18 protein-coding genes are annotated in these 20343 nt (G+C 72.3%); 4 read left to right on the top strand and 14 right to left on the bottom strand.

Annotation, left to right across the window (positions count from 1 at the left end; genetic code table 11):
- Positions 1–17 precede the first annotated feature (17 nt).
- Genes E1292_RS19055 through E1292_RS19065 form a run of 3 tightly spaced genes read right to left on the bottom strand, consistent with a single transcriptional unit; the run spans position 18 to position 2637 of the window.
- The gene (locus E1292_RS19055) at positions 18–1199 is read right to left on the bottom strand and encodes a DegT/DnrJ/EryC1/StrS family aminotransferase (protein WP_132596565.1); all 1182 of its coding nucleotides are present in this window, start codon (positions 1197–1199) and stop codon (positions 18–20) included.
- On the bottom strand, positions 1196–1969 hold the full coding sequence (locus tag E1292_RS19060; protein ID WP_132596566.1) for an amidohydrolase family protein: 774 nt from the start codon (positions 1967–1969) through the stop codon (positions 1196–1198). The genes E1292_RS19055 and E1292_RS19060 overlap by 4 nt, the downstream gene beginning before the upstream one ends.
- Positions 1966–2637: an amidohydrolase family protein gene (locus E1292_RS19065; protein WP_132596567.1), complete on the bottom strand. Its 672-nt coding sequence runs from the start codon at positions 2635–2637 to the stop codon at positions 1966–1968. The genes E1292_RS19060 and E1292_RS19065 overlap by 4 nt, the downstream gene beginning before the upstream one ends.
- A gap of 176 nt (positions 2638–2813) precedes the next feature.
- Between E1292_RS19065 and E1292_RS19070 the strand changes: the two genes are divergently transcribed.
- Complete coding sequence (locus E1292_RS19070) at positions 2814–3617, top strand: amidohydrolase family protein (RefSeq protein ID WP_246090198.1); 804 nt, start codon at positions 2814–2816, stop codon at positions 3615–3617.
- A complete protein-coding gene (locus tag E1292_RS19075) occupies positions 3614–4330 on the top strand; it encodes an amidohydrolase family protein (RefSeq protein ID WP_132596568.1) in 717 nt (238 codons plus the stop codon). The genes E1292_RS19070 and E1292_RS19075 overlap by 4 nt, the downstream gene beginning before the upstream one ends.
- Positions 4331–4369: 39 nt before the next feature.
- Here E1292_RS19075 and E1292_RS19080 read toward each other — a convergent pair whose 3' ends face one another.
- From E1292_RS19080 to E1292_RS19105, 6 genes are all read right to left on the bottom strand, one after another.
- Positions 4370–5311: a dihydrodipicolinate synthase family protein gene (locus tag E1292_RS19080; RefSeq protein ID WP_132596569.1), complete on the bottom strand. Its 942-nt coding sequence runs from the start codon at positions 5309–5311 to the stop codon at positions 4370–4372.
- Positions 5312–5342: 31 nt separating this feature from the next.
- The gene (locus E1292_RS19085; protein WP_220446929.1) at positions 5343–6188 is read right to left on the bottom strand and encodes a hydroxyacid dehydrogenase; all 846 of its coding nucleotides are present in this window, start codon (positions 6186–6188) and stop codon (positions 5343–5345) included.
- A 105-nt stretch (positions 6189–6293) separates the two neighbouring features.
- Positions 6294–7163 (bottom strand): carbohydrate ABC transporter permease, encoded by an 870-nt coding sequence (locus E1292_RS19090; RefSeq protein ID WP_132596571.1) that lies wholly within the window; start codon positions 7161–7163, stop codon positions 6294–6296.
- Complete coding sequence (locus E1292_RS19095; protein WP_132596572.1) at positions 7160–8026, bottom strand: carbohydrate ABC transporter permease; 867 nt, start codon at positions 8024–8026, stop codon at positions 7160–7162. The genes E1292_RS19090 and E1292_RS19095 overlap by 4 nt, the downstream gene beginning before the upstream one ends.
- 18 nt (positions 8027–8044) lie before the next feature.
- Positions 8045–9289 carry an ABC transporter substrate-binding protein gene (locus E1292_RS19100; RefSeq protein WP_132596573.1) on the bottom strand — a complete coding sequence of 415 codons (1245 nt, stop codon included), beginning with the start codon at positions 9287–9289 and terminating at the stop codon, positions 8045–8047.
- 87 nt (positions 9290–9376) lie between these two features.
- Positions 9377–10513, bottom strand: a complete 1137-nt coding sequence (locus E1292_RS19105; RefSeq protein WP_181958259.1) for a DegT/DnrJ/EryC1/StrS family aminotransferase — start codon at positions 10511–10513, stop codon at positions 9377–9379.
- Between the two features lie 74 nt (positions 10514–10587).
- Between E1292_RS19105 and E1292_RS19110 the strand changes: the two genes are divergently transcribed.
- The gene (locus E1292_RS19110; RefSeq protein ID WP_246090199.1) at positions 10588–11793 is read left to right on the top strand and encodes a response regulator; all 1206 of its coding nucleotides are present in this window, start codon (positions 10588–10590) and stop codon (positions 11791–11793) included.
- A 21-nt stretch (positions 11794–11814) separates the two neighbouring features.
- Here E1292_RS19110 and E1292_RS19115 read toward each other — a convergent pair whose 3' ends face one another.
- The 3 genes from E1292_RS19115 to E1292_RS19125 form a co-directional block, all read right to left on the bottom strand.
- Positions 11815–12870: a dihydrodipicolinate synthase family protein gene (locus tag E1292_RS19115; RefSeq protein ID WP_132596575.1), complete on the bottom strand. Its 1056-nt coding sequence runs from the start codon at positions 12868–12870 to the stop codon at positions 11815–11817.
- A gap of 45 nt (positions 12871–12915) precedes the next feature.
- Positions 12916–13923 (bottom strand): NAD-dependent epimerase/dehydratase family protein, encoded by a 1008-nt coding sequence (locus E1292_RS19120; RefSeq protein ID WP_132596576.1) that lies wholly within the window; start codon positions 13921–13923, stop codon positions 12916–12918.
- 76 nt (positions 13924–13999) lie between these two features.
- Complete coding sequence (locus E1292_RS19125) at positions 14000–14884, bottom strand: Gfo/Idh/MocA family protein (RefSeq protein WP_132596577.1); 885 nt, start codon at positions 14882–14884, stop codon at positions 14000–14002.
- A 130-nt stretch (positions 14885–15014) separates the two neighbouring features.
- Here E1292_RS19125 and E1292_RS19130 point away from each other — a divergent pair, with 130 nt between their 5' ends.
- Positions 15015–15884, top strand: coding sequence for an NAD(P)-dependent oxidoreductase (locus E1292_RS19130; protein WP_132596578.1), 870 nt, complete (start codon positions 15015–15017; stop codon positions 15882–15884).
- A 326-nt stretch (positions 15885–16210) separates the two neighbouring features.
- Here E1292_RS19130 and E1292_RS19135 read toward each other — a convergent pair whose 3' ends face one another.
- Entirely contained in the window at positions 16211–18229 is a 2019-nt protein-coding gene (locus E1292_RS19135; protein WP_246090200.1) for a hydantoinase B/oxoprolinase family protein, read from the bottom strand.
- Positions 18230–18236: 7 nt separating this feature from the next.
- Entirely contained in the window at positions 18237–20336 is a 2100-nt protein-coding gene (locus E1292_RS19140) for a hydantoinase/oxoprolinase family protein (protein WP_132596579.1), read from the bottom strand.
- Between the last annotated feature and the right edge of the window lie 7 nt (positions 20337–20343).

The raw sequence follows: 20343 nt of genomic DNA on the forward strand, positions 1-20343 counted from the left end.
GGATTACGGCAAAGGAACTAATTCGGGGTCCCGGCGTCGCCCGCGTGGCGCAGCACCTTCGCGATGGCCTCGGCGATGTCGGCCGCGGCGCCCGGCGCGTCCATGAGCATCGACTGGCGTACCCACACCACGGTGTTCGCCGCCTCGCCGGCGACGGGGCACGGCTCGGCGCGGGCGCCCTCCCCGGCGAGCGCGGACACGGTGCCGAGCGGCGGGTAGCCGGCATCCAGCGGCACGCCCTCGGCGGCCATGGCCGCCAGCAGGAACGCGCGGTCCACGCCGGCGTCGAGGCGCAGCATGAGGAGGTGGCGCGAGTCGCGGGTCGTGCCCTCCGTCGCGGGCACCACGGCGACCTCCGGGACGGCGGCCAGCTCGCGCTCGAGAGCGGCGCAGAAGGTGTTCCTGCGGTCGATCTCCTCGTCGAGCCGGTCCAGCCACGGCAGCAGCAGCGCCGCCTGGAGTTCGGTCAGGCGCAGGTTCCAGCCGACGGACGGGTGACCGTACCACTGCCCGCCCAGCGCGCGCCCGAGGTTGCAGACCGACCAGACGCGCTCGTGGACGGCCTCGTCGCGGCAGACGATCAGGCCGCCCTCCCCCGCGGTCATCGCCTTGCTCGCCTGGAAGCTGTAGACGCCGGCGTCACCCAGGCCGCCGACAGGACGGTCCTTGTACGTGGCGCCGTGCGCCTGGGCGGCGTCCTCGACGACCGCGAGGCCGCGGCGGGCGGCCAGGTCGTTCAGCGCGTCCATGTCGGCGGGGCTGCCCGCCAGGTGGACGGGCATGATCGCGGCCGTCCTGCCGGTCAGCGCGTCCCGCACCGCGGCCGGGGACAGGTGCAGGTCCACGGGGTCGACGTCGGCGATCACGGGGGTCGCGCCGGCCAGCAGCACCGCGGTGGCCGAGGCCACGAACGTGTACGCCGGCACGATCACCTCGTCCCCTCTGCCGACGCCCAGCCCGCGCAGCGCCGCGAACAGGCCCAGCGTGGCGTTGGCGACGGCGACGCCGTGCCGGACGCCGGAGCGGCGGGCGAACGCGGCGGTCAGGTCCGCGACGACGGAGCCGCCCTGGGTGGCGCCCCAGAGGCCGCTCTCCAGCACCTTCGTGACCAGCTCGCGCTGGGCGGAGTCGATGGGCGGCGGCCAGGCCGGCCACGGGGCCGTCCGGACGGGGGCGCCTCCATGGATGGCAAGCGTCACGCTGGGTTTCCCTTCTCGGGCGAGCCGGACGAACCGGGCAGATCAGGCAGGGGGAGGCCGAGGAGGCGGGCCAGGTTGCCGCCCTGGATGAGAGCGCGGTCGGCGTCGGCGAGCGGGGCCAGCGCGACGCGGCCGTAGCCCGTACGCAGGTCGAGGAAGCACGCGTCCGAGCCGAACAGCACCCGCTCCGCACCCGCGAGCGCGGCCAGCCTGGCGATCCAGCGACCGGTCATCTTCGAGCCGCACGTCTCCAGGAACACGTTCGGGTGATCGGCCACGAGCCGGGCCGCGCGGCCGAACCCGTACGGCCAGAGCCCCGTGTGCCCCATGAGCAGCGGCACGTGCGGATGGCGGGCGGCGACGGTGACGAACTGGGCCGGGTCGCTCCATGGCGAGTCCGTCTGGCCGTGCGCGAGAACCGGCAGGCCGGTGCGCCAGACCGGCTCGTACAAGGGGTCGTCGAGGCGGCACTGGTGCACGTCGGGGTGGAGCTTGACGCCCCACAGGCCCGGCGCGCCCTCGCGGGCGAGCGGCGTGCGGTGGTGCGGGTTGTAGACCTGCCAGACCCCGAACCTGCCGGGGAACCGCCCGGCGATCTCCAGCGCCATCGCGTTGCCGCGCACCGCGTCGGGACCGACGGCGAGCAGGTGGCTGATGCCCATCGCGGTGACGCCGATCCGGTCCATCGCGGCCACGAGGTGCTCGGCGGCGGGATGCGGGATGAGGAAGTCCGGCCAGGGTCCCACGTGGCCGTGGGCGTCGAGGATCACAGCAGCGCCTCCAGGGACCCCGATGCGATCCGCTCGACGTCCTCGGCGGGCAGGTCGAGGTGGTCGAGCAGGAAACGCGGCCCGCAGTCGTCGGCGACGGGCGCCCCGGTGCCGAACACCAGCCGCTCCGCCCCGAACCGCGCGGCCAGCCATTCGACGCCGCCCTGGGTGTTGACGGTGCCGATCTCGGCCCACACGTTCGGCGCGGCGTCCATCAGCTCGCCCAGCGCGCGCAGCCTGCGGTAGCCGGGGTTGAGCACGAGGACGCGCTGGCCGGGCAGGCGCTCGGCGAGGTGGCGGAGCTGGGCGGGCGAGGTCTCGTCGAGGTCGATCGCGGCGGGCAGCCCGAGGGCGGACAGGCAGCGCAGCGTGGCCGGACCCGTGAGATCGAACCGGTGGCGTTCCGGGCAGAGCCTGACCATCCGTACGCCGGGCAGGTCCTCCCCCGTCTCCCCCGGCACCACGACGGGCACGGGGACGAGCCGGGGATCGCCGAGCGCGAGCAGGGCCTCGTTGCCCGCTCCGGGATCGGAGTAGAGGCTGAGCGTGTGGGTGACCAGGGCCCGGTCGATGCCCAGCCGGTCCATCTCGCCCCGTGGGTCCGCCGGCAGGTCGTCGAACGGCACGGGACCGATGAGCCGGTGCGCATCGATCACATATTTCGGCACAGACCGAAACTAGCCGGGCGATGGAGCGACGGTCAAGGGCGGGCGGCCCGCGCCCGGCGTGGCCGACGGCGGTCGCGAGGGCCCGGTGCGCGGCCCCACCTCACGCTCTTCAACGAACGATTGAGGTCATGACCGTAACTTCAGCGACGCTTCTCGTCAATGACATAATGACCGGCATGGCGATTGAGGACGGGCCCGAAACCAATGGGTCCGCCACGCCCTTCGACGCGTGGCGGCTGGTGGGCGAGCTGGAGGTGACGCTCGACGTGGACGTGCTGTTCGGCGCGTACCCGGACCGCGACGGGCCGCCCGGCACGCCCGGAGCTGTGATGGAGACGCTGGCCGCGCACCGCGTCCGGGCGGCGGCCGTGGCGAACCTGCGGGCGGCGCTGTTCGACGTGCGCACGGGCAACGACGAACTGCTGGCCATGGCCGCGCGCCCGGGGGTCGTTCCCGTCGGGGCCGTGGACCTGCGCGACCCGATCGGCGCGGCCCGCGAGCTGGAGCGGCTGGCGTCGGAGGGAGCCCGGGCCGTCCGGTTGTTCCCCGACGAGCAGGGGGTCGAAGCGGGCTTCCCGTCCGTCCGGCACGTCGCCCGCCGGGCGGCGCGGCTCGGCCTGGTGGTGCTCACCGGCGGCGACGTACGCAGGTTCTGGCAGCCCTTCGCCGGGCTCGGGGGCAGCGTGGTCTTCCTCGACACGCACTTCTACCACCTGGGCGACTTCCTGGTGGCCGCCGCGGACGAGCCCGGCTTCCACACCTCCACCCGCCTGCTCAACTCCCCCGACGCGCTGGAGACGGTCGCCGCGGAGCTCGGCGCCGACCGCCTGCTGTACGGCTCGCGAGCCCCCCACTACGAGCCCCTCGTCCCCCTCCTCCGCCTGGCCACCAGCGGCCTGCGGCCGGCGGAGATCGCCGCGGTGGCCGGCGGCAACGCGACGAGGCTGCTCGCCGAGACGCCGAGGAGGCCCGCGCTGTGATCATCGACGTGCACGCCCACTGGGGCCCGTGGTTCTTCACCATGGAGGTGGCCGATTCCACCATGGCCACCATGGACCGCTACGGCATCGACCGGGCGATCGTCTCCGCCACCGAGGCCGTGATCTACGACGCCCCCGCGGGCAATCGCGCCCTGGCCGCGTACCTGGAGGCCCAGGACCGCCTGCTCGGCTACGTCACGGTCAACCCGCGCCGGCTGCGCGAGGCGGAGGCGGATCTGCGCGCGTACCTGCCGGGCGGCAGGTTCGTCGGCGTCAAGATCCACACCGACTACACGGGCTCGCCGGTCGCCTCCGCGCGGCTGCGCGAGGCGCTGACGCTGGTCGCCGAGACGGGCCGCCCGGCACTCGTGCACACGTGGGGCGCCTCGGTGCTCGACCTGGCCGAGGTCTGCCTGGACATCCCCGGCCTGCGGGTGATCGCCGGGCACATGGGAGCGGACGGGTTCCGGCACGCCATCGAGGCCGCCAACGCCTGCGACCGCCTCTATCTGGAGCCCTGCTGGTCGCACGCCCCGGCGGGCCGCATCGCGGAGGTGGTGGCGGGTGTGGACCCGGCCCAGCTCCTGTTCGGCACGGACGCGACCCTGATCGACCCGTCGTCGGCCTTCGGGGCGGTCGCCGCGGCCGGCCTCTCGGGGCCGACGGCCGAGCGGATCGCCTGGCGCAACGCCACCGCCCTCTTCCGGCTCTGAACACCGCACGAGCACGGCGGCGGTTTCGCCCGGGCCAGGTCAGGCGATGGCCTCGGCCCGTTCCGCAGTCGACGGGAGACTGAAGTCCTGGGCCTGCAGTTCCAGGCGTTCCCGGTCCGGCAGGCCGGGGCCGTGAGGGTCGTGGGCGTGGGTGGCGGGGATGCTGCCCTCGGCGGCGGCCAGCCAGAGCATGCGCTGTACGTAACCCTCCATGGGCTCGGTGAAGGTGGCGGCCGCCAGCCGGTCGAGGCGTCCCGATGCCTGCTCGAACGCGCGCAGGCCCGGCTCGCGGAAGGCGCGCAGCACCTCCGCCGTCACCTCGACGGCGGCGGCCGCGATGCCCACCAGCGCCGCCTCGGCCCCCCACAGCAGCGAAGGCCCGAACATGCGGTCCTCCCCGGTGATCGCCAGCCGGCCGGACTCGCGGGCGAGCGCGATGGCCCGCTGGCAGCCGATGGCGTCGGACAGCAGCGCGGTCTTGAGCCCGGCCACGCCGGGGTGCCGCAGGATCTCCCGCAGGACGCCGGGCGGGCACGGCCGCGTGTAGAGGTCGAAGGCGATCATCGGCAGGCGGGCGGCCTGCCACACCTCCTCGTGCAGCGCGGCCCTGTCGCCCTCCGACGGGAACACGAGCACGCCGTCCGCGCCCAGGCCCGCGGCCACCCGCGCCTGCTCGGCCGGGTCAGAGGTGTCGGGACCGCCGCCCACGCCGACCAGCACCGGGACGTCCCCTGCATCGGCGCAGGCGGCGGCGCGCTCGATGACGGCGGCGCGGATGCCGGGGGTGAGGAAGGGCCCGCGCCCGGTGTGGGCGAGCACCGCCAGGCCGGTGGCGCCGTCGGCCACCAGGCGGGCGAAGTAGCGCGAGACCACGCCGAGGTCGACCTCGCCCGACCCGGTCATGGGGGTCGCGGCGGCGGCGATCAGGGTGCCGCGCAGCCGGTCGCGCAGCGCGGCCGCACGGGGGTCGATAGGGGCCATTCGCACAGCTTAGACCCTCTCTTCGGGAGCGCTAGGCGGTCCATCGCAGCTGTTCGCGGGTGATCTCGTGCTGCAGCGGTTCACCGGCCAGGAACCTGGCGATCTCGCTGACCGTCAGCGTTCCCTGCCGGTGCCTGGCCTCCTCGGTGCCCGCCGCCTGGTGGGGCGTGAGCAGCACGTTCGGCAGGCCGCGCAGCGGGCTGTCCGCCGGGAGGGGCTCCTCGTCGAAGACGTCGAGTGCCGCGTCGATCCTGCCGCCGCGCAGCTCGTCGAGGAGCGCGGCGGAGTCGACCAGCCACGACCGGGCGGTGTTCACCAGCGCCGCGCCGTCGGGCATGAGCGCCAGCTCCCTGCGGCCGATCAGGTGCCGGGTCGCCGGGATGGCGGGGGCGTGCAGGGCGACGACGTCGCTGCGGGTCAGCAGGTCGTCGAGCTCGACCAGCGTGGCGCCCAGCTCCGCCGCCTCTCCGGCGGACACGGTCGGGTCGGCGAGCAGCAGTTCCGCGCCGTGCGCCCGGACCAGGCCCGCGTACGCCCTGCCGGTGCGGGAGGCGCCCACGACGCCGACCACGCTGCCGCGGAGTTCGCGCCGGGGCCGGGCGGCCGACCTGGTCTCCGCCCATCCTGACCCGGACCGCAGCGCGTGGTCGAAGCGGTGCACCTGGTGCAGCAGGCACAACGTGAACGTGAGCGCCACCTCGCCGACCGCGGGCGCCATCGCCGCTCCGGTCTGGGTCACCCGGATGCCGCGTTCCCAGAGCGCGTCGGAGACCAGGAACCCCACCGCGGCACCGGTGTGCGCCACGAGCCGCAGCTCCGGCGCGCGGGCCAGCGTCTCCGCGTCCACGCGCGGGGTGTCCCAGCCAGTGACCAGCACCTGCGCCCGCTCCAGCGGGCCGACCGGGGGCCAGCCGCTCGAGCCGCGCCCAGATGGGCGGCGGGAGGAACATCTCGCGGAGTTCGGGAGCCAGGCGGAGGGCGATCATTTCAGCCCCGTCATCGCGATGCTGTTGACCAGGTAGCGCTGCAGCAGGAAGAACACCAGCAGGCACGGCACCACGGACACCGCCGCCGACGCCATGAGCAGCGACAGCTGCATCTCCTCGGTCCGCAGCGTGGTCAGGCCCACCGTGAGCGTGCGCGTGGCGTCGCTCTGCCCGACGACCAGCGGCCACAGGAAGTCGTTCCAGTGCCACAGGAACACGAACACGCCCAGCGTGGCCAGGATCGGCTTGGTCAGCGGGAGCACGATCGTCCAGTAGACCCGCCACTCGGAGGCGCCGTCCACCTTCGCGGCGTCGAACAGCTCGTCCGGCAGGCCCAGGATGAACTGCCGCATCAGGAAGACGGCCTGCGAGTTCGCCAGCGTCGGCACGATCAGTCCCCAGAACGTGTCCACCCCGCCCAGGCTGTTGACGAGCACGAACGTCGGGATGAGAGTGGCCTGGAACGGCACCATCATGGTCGCGAGGAACGTCCAGAACATCGCCTCGCGGCCCGGGAAACGCTTCTTGGCGAAGGCGTAGCCCGCCATCGACGAGGTGAGCAGGATGATCACCACGGAGACCAGGGCGTAGATCAGCGAGTTGAGCGTCCAGGTGACGAAGCCGGACGACGACAGCACCCTCGTGATGTTGTCCAGCGTGAGCGACTCCGGCCACCGCACGGGCACGGTCGGCCGGCCCGCCGGCGACAGGGCCACGATGAACATCGCCACGAACGGGCTGACGGTCAGCACCGACAGCAGCGCGAGCAGGGCGGCCAGTGGCCACCTGCCCCGCCACCACCGCCTGCGCGCCGCGCGGGCGGCCTCGACCCGTACGGAGGGACGGGAGGTCGTGGTGATCGTCATGTGTTCCCCCGGTCCAGGAAGCGGCGCTGGACCAGCGACACGATCAGCACGATCGCGAACAGCACCATGCCCCAGGTGGCCGCGTAGCCGAAGTCGAACGACCGGAAGCCGTGGTCGTAGATGCCGTAGATGAGGGTGTACGTCGCCCTGGCCGGACCGCCGCCGGTCATCACGTACACCGTGTCGAAGGTCTGGAACGCGCTGATCGTCTCGATCACCATGACGAAGAAGATCGCGGGCCTGAGCAGCGGCAGCGTGATCCTGCGGAAACGCTGCCACGCGCTCGCCCCGTCGATGCTGGCCGCCTCCAGGTAGGAGGACGGGATCGCCTTGAGCCCCGCCAGCAGGATCAGCATCGAGTAGCCGAACCCTTTCCACACGGCCACGACCGCCAGAGCGGGCAGGACCACCCCCGACTGCTCCAGGAACGCGACGGGGCCCAGGTCGGCCTTGGCGAGCAGGCCGTTGATCAGGCCGTTGAACTCGTAGATCCAGCGCCAGATGATGCCCGCGAGCACGAAGCTGGTCACGTACGGCAGGAAGAGCATGCCGCGGAACAGGCCGCGCATGAAGACCACCTGGTTGAGCAGCAACGCCGTGCCGAGCGCCACGAGCATGGTGAGCGGCACGTAGACGACGGAGTACACGAGGGTGACCCGCAGGCTCAGCCAGAAGTTCACGTCGTCGAGCAGCCGGACGTAGTTGTCCGCGCCGATGATGTCCCACTCGCCGCCGATGTTCCAGTTCGTCAGGCTCATGCCCGCCGCGCCAAGCGACGGGAAGATCCGGAAGATCAGGAAGAGCACGAGCACGGGCAGCACGAACAGCAGGCCGGTGACCGGGTCACGCAAGCGTTGACGCACCAGGTGGTTCCTTCCCTCTCAGCCGCCGCTGCCGAGCAGCTGGTTCGCCTCTTTGGCGGCCGCGTCGAGCGCGGTCTTCGCGTCCTCCTTGCCGAGCAGCGCCGCCTGGATGTGCGGGGCGAGAACGCCCATCACCTGCCGGGCCTTCGGGTGGGTGTCGCCGGGGAAGGCGTACTGCAGGGACTTGGCGAACTCCTTGGACGCCTCCGACTGGCCGGGCACGGTCACGTCCGTGCGCGCGGGGAAGAAGCCCGATTCCTTGGCCAGCGCGGCGGAGACCTCCGGCGAGGCCAGGTAGGCGGCGAACTTCTTGGCCGCGTCCTTGTTCTCGGAGTGCTTGGCCAGCATCAGGCCTCCGGGGATGCCGAACGCGACCCGCTTCGTGCCTTCGAGCGGCAGGCCGATGCCGACGTTCTCCTCGCCGATGGCCGTGGCGAGCTGGTCGACCTGGCCGGCGGTGGCCGCGTGGTACATGGCGGTCTTGCCCGCGGCCAGCAGGCCGCCCTCGATGTCGTTGCCCTTGCTGGCGGTGTTCGGCGGCAGGCCGCCCGCGGCCTTCAGGTCGAGCAGGAGCTGCAGGCTCGCCACGCCCTGAGGGCCGTTGAACGCGACGCTCTTGCCGTCGGCGGCGAAGACGGTGCCGCCGTTGGCCCACAGGATCGGGTAGAAGCTCTGGTTGAGCGTCACCTCGGGCTTGCCCGGGTAGTCGAGGATGGCGACCTTCTTGGCGGCCAGCTTGGGCGCGGCCTCCTTCAGCTCGTCGAGCGTCTCCGGCACCTTGTCCACGCCCGCCTCGGCGAACAGCTTCTTGTTGTAGATCGGCGCCGTGATCGTCTGGTAGATGGGGACGCCGTAGAGCTTCCCGTCGACGGTGAGGGCGGTGAGCGAGTTGGGGAGGTAGGAGGCCTTGGCCGGGGCGACGATGTCGTCGACCGGCTCGATCGTGCCCTGCTGGGCGTACTGCGGGATCTGGTCGGGGCCCAGCACGACCAGGTCGAAGCCCTTCTTCGAGACGAGCGCCGTGGTGACCTTCTCCTGACGGCCCTCCCAGGGCTGCAGGTCGATCGTGATGTCGGTCGTGGGGTTGGCGGCCTCGAAGTCCTTCTCGACCTTGCCCCAGAACGCCTGGCTCTTCGCCTGGTCCCCGATGACGGGATACATCCACAGGGTCACGGAGCTCTTGTCCGAACCACCGCTGGATCCGCACCCGGCGGCCGCCAGGCTCAGGACGGCCGCGAGGCCGACTGCCGCTGCCTTCTTCATCGGCGGCTTCCTTTCGCTTAATACCGGTCCTGACCGAAACCTAGTGAGCACGACTTGGCCTGGTCAATGCCTGAGATATGAACGTGACTACCCCCGAACCCGAAATCTCGTTATTTCCTGGGCGATCAACTCGACGTGCTCCGACGTGTAGTTCTCGTTCCAGTCGATGACGAGCAGCGTACGGTCCACCATGCGCTCGGCCTGCGGGCAGGGGTTCGGGGTGTAGCCGTCGAGCGGGAAGCGGGCGGACCCGTAGATGGCCGCCTGCCACACCGGCGCCCTGTTCAGCGGCTCGGCGAGATACCCGGCGCGCGCCGGGATCCCGGCCGCCGCCAGATGCGCCGCCAGCTCGGGCGCGTCGCCGTCCGGGCACACGATCGGGAAGAGCCACCAGGCGTGGCCCTGCGGGCGCGGCAGCCGTACCCCTGGCAGGCCCTTGAGAGCCTCGATCAGCTGCAGGGCCGTGCGGCGGCGCGCGGCGACCACGCCGGGGAGCTTGGCGAGCTGGGCGCGGGCCACGGCGGCCTGGAGCTCGGTCATGCGGTAGTTGAGCCCGAAGGCGGCGTGCGACCGTCCTGCCGCGCGGTCCCAGCCCTTGTCGGAGAAGAGCCGCATGCGCCTGGCCAGCTCGTCGTCATCGGTGATCGCCACCCCGCCGTCGCCGCAGGTGATGTGCTTCCACTGCTGCAGGCTGAGGCACCCCACCTGGCCCGTCGTCCCCGCGAGCCGGCCGCCGGGCAGCTCGGCCAGCCAGGCCTGCGCGCAGTCCTCGATCAGCACCAGACCGTGCTCGTCGGCGAGCGCGCGCAGCTCGTGGATCCTGGCCGGCGCCCCGAACAGGTGCACCGCCATGATCGCCCTCGTCCGCGGGCCGATGAGCCGGGCCACGGCGCCGGGATCGAGATTCCCGTCGGACGGATCCACGTCGGCGAAGACAGGAACGGCGTTCTGCGCCAGTATGGGGGCCACGGTCCCGAAGTCCGTGATCGGTGTCGTGATGATCTCGTCCCCTGGGTCCGGCGCGGCCGCCACGACCGACAGATGGAGGGCCGCGGTGCCGGAACTGCACGCGATCGCATGGCGGGAGCCGTACGCCTGCGCGATCTCGCGTTCCAGCGCCCGCGCCTCGGTCCCCCAGACGGAGCTGAGCATGCCCGAGCGGATCACCCGCTCGACGGCGGCCACCTCCTCGTCGCCGAGGGTACGGCCGTCTGCTTCTGCCATGGACGGGAACTTCACCTGGCACCTCACCAGTTATGATTGCGGTCTTGACCGAAATGAGCGAGAGGGAGGCGTGCGTGGGAATCGTCATCGGAGTCGTCGGCCCGCACGATCTGGTCGACGACGTCGCGGCCGTCTGCGAGGAGCAGCCGGGCGTGAGCACCCTGCGCCTCGACTACGACCACGAGTCGCAGGCCCCCGCGATCGTCGAGGCCCACGCCACCTCCGTCGAGGGCTGGCTGTTCACCGGCATCGTCCCCTACATGCTCTCCCGCGACGCCGAGGCCCTCACCCGTCCCGCCGCGTTCGTCGACTACTCGGGCGCGACGCTGCTCAACGCCCTGGTACGCCTCCAGCACCAGGGCGAGGACGTCACCAGGCTCTCCATCGACACGTTGTCGGCCGCCGACGTCGACGCCACGTTCACCGAGGCCGGGCTGCCGACCGGCGAGCTGCGCACGCATCCGTACCGGCCGGGGATGACCTCCCAGAAGGCGATCGCCTTCCACCGCAGGAGTCCCGCCCACACGGTGATCACCTGCCTGAGCTCCGTGTACGAGGCGCTGCGCGACGAGCGGCACGTGCTGCGCCTGGTGCCGTCCGTGCACTCCGTGCGGGTGGCGCTGCGCCAGCTCGTGCTGACCGCCGAGGGGCAGGTGCAGGAGGACGCCCAGATCGCGCTCGGGCTCATCGAGGTGGCCAACGAGGAGGGGCTGCTGCGCGAGGCCACGGCGCTGGGCGGCACGCTGGCGGCCTTCCGCGGCGGCACGCACCTGCTGGTCACGACCCGCGGCCCGCTGCACGACGCCACGGGCGGCTTCACCGGGCTGCCCATGCTGGCCCGGCTGGCCGGCCAGAACGACGCGGTCCGCGTCGGCTTCGGCCTGGGACGCAGCGCCGCGGAGGCGGAGAGCCTCGCGCGGCGGGCGCTGGCCAAGGCCCGCAGGATCGGCCCGGTCGCCGCGGTGCTGTCGCTGCGGGCCGACGCCGACATCGTCCTGGAGTCGGTGACCACCACGCCCGCGGGCAGGCAGAGCCTGTCGGTCATCGCCCGCCGGGTCGGGCTGTCGGTGCCCACGCTGGAAAAGCTCCTGCAGGCGCGGGCCGCCGCGGGCGACGAACCCCTGACGACGCGCGAGATCGCCGACCGGCTGGCCGTCCAGCAGCGCACGGCCCGGCGCATGCTGCACCGCCTGGAGCTGGCCGGGCTCGCCGAGCGCACCGGCAACCTCACCAGCGGCTCCAGTGGCCGCCCGCTGACCCTCTACCGCCTGACGCTCTAGCGCACCGTTTCCGGTCATCGGTCAGGCGAGCCAGCGTGAGAGGTTCTCCGCGACGAACTCGTCGTCGCGCAGCGCCGGATAGGCGGCCAGCACCCGGTCGATCTCGGCGAGCTGGCCAGGCGACAGGTCCTCCGCCGGGTCCAGGCACCAGCGGCCCTCCAGCAGCCCCTGCCGGCGCAGCACCTCGTGGATGCCGGGGATGCAGCCGCGGAAGGCGTTCGCGGAGTCGAAGATGGCGGCGTTCGCGTCGGTCAGGTGCCCGTCGAGGGTGAGCAGCCGGCGCACGGCCGCGTCGTCGCCGGAACGCGCCGCCCTGGCCTGCTCCAGCAGCTCCACGGCCCGCCGCACCCACACCGCCCACTGGCCGAGCAGCCCGCCGACGAACTCGACGTCCACCTCCCGCCCGTCCACGACCACGCGGTGCGGGGTGATCAGGTCGGTCAGGATGTGGTCGTCGTTGCCGGTGTAGAGGGCGACCTCGCCGGCCCGGCCCGCGCGCACCACGCCGTGCAGCACGTCGAGGGTCCGGTAGCGGTCGAACGGCGCCGCCTTGATGCCTACCACGGCCTCGATCTGCGCCAGCCTCGTCCAGAACTCCCTGGACAGGTGGCGGCCGCCGACCGCGGGCTGCAGGTAGAAGCCGATCACCGGCAGCACCTCGCCCACCGCCCGGGCCCGCTCGATCAGGCCGTCCTCGTCCAGCTCCCGGTACGGGCTGAGCAGGACCATGTGGTAGCCGAGCGACCTGGCGAGCTCGGCCTCCGCCACCGCCTGCGCGGTCGGCCCGGTGGCGCCGGCCACGAGCGCCACCTCGTGCTCGTACTCGCCCGCCACCGTGGCGGCAAGTTCGAGCACCGGAGCCAGCAGGCCGGTGCCGTGGATGGCGAACTGCGTGGTGTGCACGCCCACCGCCAGCCCGCCCGCGCCCGCCTCGACGTAGTAGCGGGTGAGCGCCCGCTGGCGGCGCTCGTCCAGCTTCCTGTCCGAGGTCAGCGCCAGCGGGTGCGCCGGGATCACCAGGCCGCGCCTGAACAGGTCGCGCACGGACGCGTGCGCCTCTGGAGCCGTGCCGAGCACGTGAGGTCCCCCCAAGTCGATTGGTGCGGTGATGTGAGCTGCGGATCAGAAACGCCCGTCGCGGCGCTCGAACTTGGTGGGCTTGCCGAGCAGCGGCCCGCCGTCGGCGACCCAGCGCGCCGTGTGCTCGATGAGCTCGGCGGGGGTCAGCTCCGGGTAGCCGAACAGCCGGTGGCAGCGGCCCGCGTTCGACAGCAACGCGGTGGGGGCCTCCTCGCCGGTGAAGACCGGCTCCTTGCCGAGCGCCTCGCCGAGCGCCAGCGCGGCCTGCCGCACCGAGATCAGCTCGGGTCCGGTCACGTTGAGCACGTACGGCGGCGTGCCGGCCAGCAGCAGCGAGCGCAGCGTCACCTCGTTGGCGTAGCCCTGCCAGACCACGTTCACCTGGCCGGTCGTGAGGTCGACGGGCTCGCCCGCCAGGACCTTCTGCGCCAGGTCGACCAGGACGCCGTAGCGCAGCTCGACGGCGTAGTTGAGCCGGAGCAGCGCCACGCGGGTGCCGTACGTCTCGGAGAAGTGCGTCAGCACCCGCTCCCTGCCCAGGCAGCTCATCGCGTAGTCGCCGACGGGCCCGGTCGGCGAGTCCTCGGTGCTGCCGCCGCCGGCCACGGGCACGAGCGGGTAGACGTTGCCGGTGGACAGGGCGGCGATCCTGCTCTCCCTGAACCGGTCGGCGACCCGGCCGGGCAGGTAGGTGTTGGTGAACCAGGCGGCGTGGGCGCGCCCCTGCGTGCCGAACTTGGCGCCGACCAGGAAGACCACGTTGGGCGCGTCCGGCAGGTCGCGCAGCGCCCGCTCGTCGGACACGTCGGCGCTCACCACCGTCGCGCCGTCCGCCCTGAGGGCGTCCGCCAGGCCCGGCTCGCCGAACCGGGACACCGCGATGACCCGCCGGTCGCCGCGGGTGGCGTTGAGCGCCAGCCGCACCAGGCTCGGGCCCAGCTTGCCGCCCGCGCCCAGGATCATGATGTCGCCGGGCAGCCTGCCCAGATCGTCGACGAGCCCGGCGCCGGGCCGCGCCAGCCGCTCCTCGAGTTCCGCCGTCGTCCGCACGCACGTCCTCCATCCGCTATTTACGGTCCAGACCGTAACTGCGCGAGACTCGTGCTGTCAACGCCGGGGCGGCTCCCTACGCGCTCTCCCTCGCCGAGACGAGCACGCCGAGGACGGCCCTGGTCTGCTCCCACGGCACCGGGCTGGGCGCGCCGCCCACCATGGCGAGGAACGCGTCGATGGTGCCCTCGTAGCCGAGGCCCCTCATCGGGTCGTCGCCACCCTCGATGACCACGGTCTCGGCGGAGTCGCGTCCGTGCAGCGTGACCGCGTAGGACTCCGTCTCGGAGACGCCGAGCACCTCGACCGTGCCGAGCACGCCGCCGCCCCACCGCAGGGCCATCACCCCGGTGTCCTCAGAACGGAGCGCCCCGTAATGCCGCGTGGACCGGGCGGCCCCGGCCAGCCGCACGTCCGGGCCCAGCAGGGCGACCAGCAGCTCCACCCCGTGGACCCCCATGGTCACCATCGTGCCGCCGCCCTCGCCGGGCGTGTCCTGCCACGCGTTGTAGCCGGTCGCCCAGAGGCCCACGTCGTGGCGCACGGTGGCGCGCACGGCGAGCAGTTCGTCCGGGTCGGCCCGCACCCCGGCGAAGGAGGGCGCGAACCGCAGCACCGACGTCGACATCACCCGCTCGTGGATCGGCAGCCGGTCGAGCGCGTCGAGCTGAGCCCTGGTCGCGGCGGCCGGCTTGTTCACGAAACACGCCGCGCCCGTCTCCAGCACCCTGGCCAGCGCCGCGGGCACCTGCGGGTTGGGCACGGTCAGCACCACGCCGTCGGGCTCGTGGCCCAGCGCCCCGGCCAGGCTCTCCGCCACCTTCGCGGACGGGTGCTCATCGGTGAAGCGCCGCAACCGCTCGGCGTCGGGCTCCCACACCACCAGCTCGGCATGCCTGGCGAGGGTGCGGGCGTCGGTGTACGGGTGACTCGTGGCGAGCCCGGCAAGCACGATCCGCACGCGGGTCCCTCCCTTTTCTCACGAAGGTTCACATCAGTTTCCCCGCGCCGGAGAGTGCGGGCGTCACAGGAGGACGTCATCGCCGCACCCTGCGCTGGGCCGCGTCCGCGGCCGAACGTACGATGATCCCATGACCAAGGTCACAGTCCTGGGAACCGGGCTGATGGGCGCCCCTATGGCGCGCAACATCGCCATGTCCGGCATGCAGGTACACGTGTGGAATCGTACGCGGGAGAAAGCCCAGCCCCTGGCGGCCCACGGCGCGGTCGTGGCCGGCTCGCCGGCCGAGGCCGTCGAAGGGGCCGACGTGATCGTCACGATGCTGAGCGACGGCGACGCCGTGCTCGCCGCGATGACGGCCGCCGCTCCTGGGCTCCGGCCCGGGCAGGTGTGGGCGCAGATGAGCACTGTGGGCGTGGCGGCGATCGAGCGGCTGGCCGCGCTGGCGGACGAGCGCGGGCTGACGTTCGCCGACGCCCCGGTGCAGGGCACCCGCCAGCCCGCCGAGCAGGGCAAGCTCATCGTGCTCGCCGCGGGCTCGCAGGCCGCCCGGCAGGCGCTCACCCCCGTCTTCGACGCGGTCGGCCAGCGTACGCTCTGGGTGGGCGACGACGGGGCCGGCGGCGCGGGCACCCGGCTCAAGATGGCCACGGTGAGCTACGGCATCTCGCTGACCGCCGTCACGGCCGAGGCCCTCGCGCTGGCCAAGGGGCTCGGCGTCGACCCCGGCCTGGTCCGCCAGGTGATCACCGGCGGCCCGATGGACAGCCCCTACTTCCAGGCCAAATCGGCGTCGATCCTGGAGGGCGACTTCACGACCAGCTTCGCCGTCAGCAACGCGGCGAAGGACACCCGGCTGATCACGCAGGCGGGAGAGACGGCCGGCGTGCGGCTCGACGTGGTGGCGGCGGCGGGTGAACGGCTGCGCCGCGCCGAGGCCCAGGGGCACGGCGACGAGGACATGTCGGCCACCTATTTCGCCAGCTTCGACACGCCCTGACCGAACTCACGGCCTCGGCACCCGCCTCCAGGCCCCCTTCACCCATGCGGGCCTCAGGGTCCCGCATCCCGCCCCCTCGCCCGTACGGACGTCAAGGTCCGCATCCGTCCCTTCGCCCGTACCGACGTCAAGGTCCGTATCCGTCCCTTCGCCCGTACCGACGGTGAGGTTCGTATCCGGCCTCTCGGCAGTACGGACGTCAGGGTTCGTATCCGGCCCTCGCCGCTGGGCTCCTGTCCGGTGGAGCCCAGCGCTCAAGCGGGCCTCGCGGGGCGCCGCGCGCATGTCCGGGCTCGCGGCGCCCGTGTCGGTTCTGCGAGCAGCTGTCAGGGCTCTCCTATGGGGCCTTCGCCGGGCGGGCCACCGTCGTGCAGGTGCTTGCCGGAGGCACCGCTGTCAGGCGGTCCGCCGTGGGACGGGCCGTTGTCAGGCGCACCGCCACGGGACCGGCCGCTGTCGGGCGGGCCGTCATGGGATGGGCGGCCGTCGAGCGGGCTTCTGAGCTCGTCGACGTCCGCGAAGGGCCGGCCGGCGAGTTTCGCGTACCCCGGCCCTCGGTCGAAGAACCGGCCGGCCGGAGGCCGCAGGCGGGCCCTCAGCTCGGCGGTGCCCTGCTCGTCGATGCGATCGCCGTCGAGCACCACCCCGTAGTCGCCCAGCGCGCCGGCGATCGACACCTTCCCGTCCCGCACGTCCGCGGCCACCGCCCGGGGGTCGCGATCGTAGGGTGAGCCCCATCCGCCGCCACCGGTGGTGCGGATCCTGATCAGCTCCCCCGCCTGCACCGGGTGGTCGTCGACCAGCCCCTCCATCTCCTTGCCCGCGATCTCCACGCGGAACGGCCGCCCGGCGAGGCCGCCGTTGACGCCCCAGCAGGACAGGATCGAGCGGTCGGCGATGGACATGTACGAGGCGTCTCTGAGCATCCTGATGTGCTTGTCGTAGCCGAGCCCGCCCCTGAACATGCCCGGCCCGCCCGAGTCGCAGGCCAGCGCCAGGCGTTCCACCCGGAACGGCCAGCGGGCCTCGGCGAACTCCACCGGGATGTTGCGCGAGTCGGGCACCACGTGGATGGTGTCCTCGCCGTCGGCGTACCAGCGCCCGCCGGAGCCGCCGCCCAGCACCTCCCGCATCAGGTACGGCTTGCCGTCGGCGTCGGCGCCGTGGACGCCGGTGTAGCGGATGGTCTCCTGGTCGGCCGGCATGCGCCCGCCGGTCGCCTTGGCGAGCACGCCCGCCAGCACGCCGAGCAGGCGCAGGATGACGAACGTGCGGGCGTTGGTGGGCGCGGGGAAGACCGGGGTGAGCAGGCTGCCCTTCTCCGGGAAGATCATTCTGATGAGGGGGACGACGCCCTCGTTGACGTCGAGCTCGGCCATGCGCTCCGGTGTGTCGGCCAGGTTGCGCAACACCGGGGCCAGCCACTTCTTCAGGAACACGCCGTCGGCGTAGTCGCCGGCGTGGTTGATCGGCCCCTTGGCCTGCGGCGACGTGCCGGTGAAGTCGATCGTCAGCGGCGCCGGCTCGCCGCCGTCCGGCTTCCCGTCGCCCTCTCCTCGCTCGAGGGCGGAATGGTCGACGGTGAGGGTGATGCGCTGGGCGTGCAGGCGCGGCTCGTCCACGCCGTCGTGCTCGGCGTAGTCCTCCCACACGTACGTTCCCTCGGGGATCTTGGCGAGCAGTTCCCTCCGGAACGTCTCGGTGGTCTTGTCGATGATCGCGTCGAAGCTCGCCTCGACGGCCTGCCTGCCGTAGCGGTCGAACAGCTCCGCCAGCCGCCGCGCCCCCATCAGGCAGGCCGAGCACTCCGCGTCGAGGTCGCCGGCGAGCGAGTCGGGCATGCGGGAGTTGCGGGTCATGATGCGCAGCGCGGCCTCGTTGGGCACGCCCTCGTCCCACAACTTGATCGGCGGCACCATCAGGCCTTCTTCGTAGACCGACCGGGCGTGCGAGGGCATGGACCCGGGCACGGATCCGCCGATGTCGTCGTGGTGGCCGAACGCCTGCACGAACGCCACCACCTCCCCCTGGTGGAACACCGGCACGGTGACGCACAGGTCGGGCAGGTGGCCGATGCCGCCTTCTGAGAGGTAGACGTCGTTGTGGAAGTAGACGTCGCCGGGCTTCATCGTCTCGACGGGGAAGTCGCGCACGACCGGCTGGACCAGCGCGCTGTAGGAGCGGCCGGTCAGCTTGCGCATGCGTACGTCGTGGATGCCGGCGCGGAAGTCGTGCGCGTCGCGGATCATCGGCGAGCGGGCCGTGCGCGCGATGGCTGTCTCGACCTCCTTCTCGACGGACGCGAGGGTCCCCTCGACGATCTCCACCAGAATGGGATCGGTCATCGCTCGCTCACCGCTCCTCGTCCGCTGCGCGGGGTGTCGCGGATATCTCCACGTTGCCGAAGTCGTCCACCGTCGCGGTGAAGCCCGGGTGGACGGGGATCGTGGAGCCGTACTCCTCGATCACCGCCGGGCCCGTGACCGTGGCGCCGGGGCCGAGCGCGGAGCGCTGGTGGATGGGGGTGTCGCGGGTCTCGTCGAAGTGCACGGGACGCACCGAGGTGGCGCCCTCACCCGGTTTGTCCAGGCGGGGGATGACCGGACGGCTGATGGGGCCGATGCCGGACACGCGGAGGTTGACCCATTCGACGCCGTGGCGGGGATCGTCGCGGTAGGCGTAGCCGTAGAGCTTCTCGTGTGCGGCGTGGAAACGGTCGACGACCTCGGCCTGCCAGGCCTCGTCGATCTCGCCCGCGGGAGCGGCCACCCGCACCTCGTACGCCTGCCCGTAATAGCGCAGGTCGGCGCTGCGCACGTAGACCGGGTCGTCGAAGCCCTCGCGGTCCAGCGCCTCGCCCGCCTGATGTTCCAGGTCGTGGAAGATCTCGACCGCCTTGCCCAGTTCGAGGTCGCGGGTGACGTACGTACGGACGTAGTCGTTCTTGACGTCGACCGTGAGCAGCCCGAACGCCGACACGTTGCCGGGGTCGCGCGGGACGACGACGGACGGCAGGCCGAGGATGTCGATCAGCCGGCAGGCCAGCAGCGGACCCGACCCGCCGAACGTCACGAGCGGGAAGTCCCGCACGTCGAGCCCGCGCTTGACGGTGAGCTGGCGGATCGCGTTGCTCTGGTTGAACGCGCTGATCTCCAGGATGCCGGTCGCCGTGCGCTCGGGGGTCAGGCCGAGCTTGCCGGCCAGCGTCTGGATGCCCGCGCGGGCGGCGTCGGCGTCCAGCGGGATCTCCCCGCCCAGCAGGTGCGGCGGGATGCGCCCGAGGAACACGTGCGCGTCGGTGACCGTCACCTCCGTGCCGCCCTTGCCGTAGCAGAGCGGGCCCGGGTCGGCGCCGGCGGACTTCGGCCCGACCTTGAGCGTGCCCTCGGGCGAGATCCACGCGATCGAGCCGCCGCCCGCGCCGACGGTGACGATGTCGATCATCGGGATCTTGCACGGGTAGCGGCCGACGGACCCCTCCGTGGTGATGGACGGCTCACCGTCGACCACCACGGCCACGTCGGTGGAGGTGCCGCCGCCGTCCAGCGTGATCACCGACCGGTGGCCCGCCGTGGACGCGACGAGCGCCGCGCCGAGCGCGCCCGCCGCGGGCCCCGACAACACCGTGGTGATCGGCTGGTTGACGACCTCGCGGGCCGACAGGATGCCGCCGTTCGACTTCATCACGGAGAACGTCTTGCCGAGCCGGTTGGACAGGCTGGCGATGTAGCCGCGCATCGCCGGCTTGACGGCGGCGTCCACGAGGGTGGTCACCGAGCGCTCGTACTCGCGGTATTCGCGCAGCACGTCGCTCGACAGGGAGATCACCGCCTCGGGGTGCTCGCGCCACAGCACCTCGCGCATGCGCCGCTCGTGATCGGGGTTGGCGTACGAGTGCAGGAAGCACACCCCGATCGCGGTGATGCCCCTGGCCTTGAACCAGCGGGCCACCTCGACGGCCTGCTCCTCGGAGAACGGCCACACCTCCTCGCCCAGGTGGTCGAGCCGTCCGCCGACGGTCCTGACCAGGTGCACGGGCACGATCCTCGGCGGCTTGACCCAGAAGTAGGAGTTGCCGTAGCCGTCAGGCACGCTCTGCCTGGCGATCTCCAGGATGAACTCGAAGCCCTCGGTCGTGATGAACCCGAGGTCGGCGATGCGATCTTCGAGCAGCTGGTTCGTCGCCACCGTGGTGCCGTGCACGATCGAGCCGACGTGCTCCATGGTCGCGCCCGCTTCGCTGCTCGCCGGCTCCTTCGCCGCTCTCTCTTCACGAGCTCCTGCGCTCCGGATGAGCTCACCCAGCTTCTCGATGCCCGTGACGAACCCGTCCGCCGGGTTCGCGGGGGTCGAAGGGGTCTTGGTGGTGAGGATCTCACCGGTCTGCTCGTCCACCGCCACGACGTCGGTGAAGGTGCCTCCGGTGTCCACTCCGATACGGACGCTACGCATGGCTCCT

Origin of the sequence: Nonomuraea deserti (assembly GCF_004348685.1) — a bacterium.
In the GTDB taxonomy this organism is placed as follows: domain Bacteria; phylum Actinomycetota; class Actinomycetes; order Streptosporangiales; family Streptosporangiaceae; genus Nonomuraea; species Nonomuraea deserti.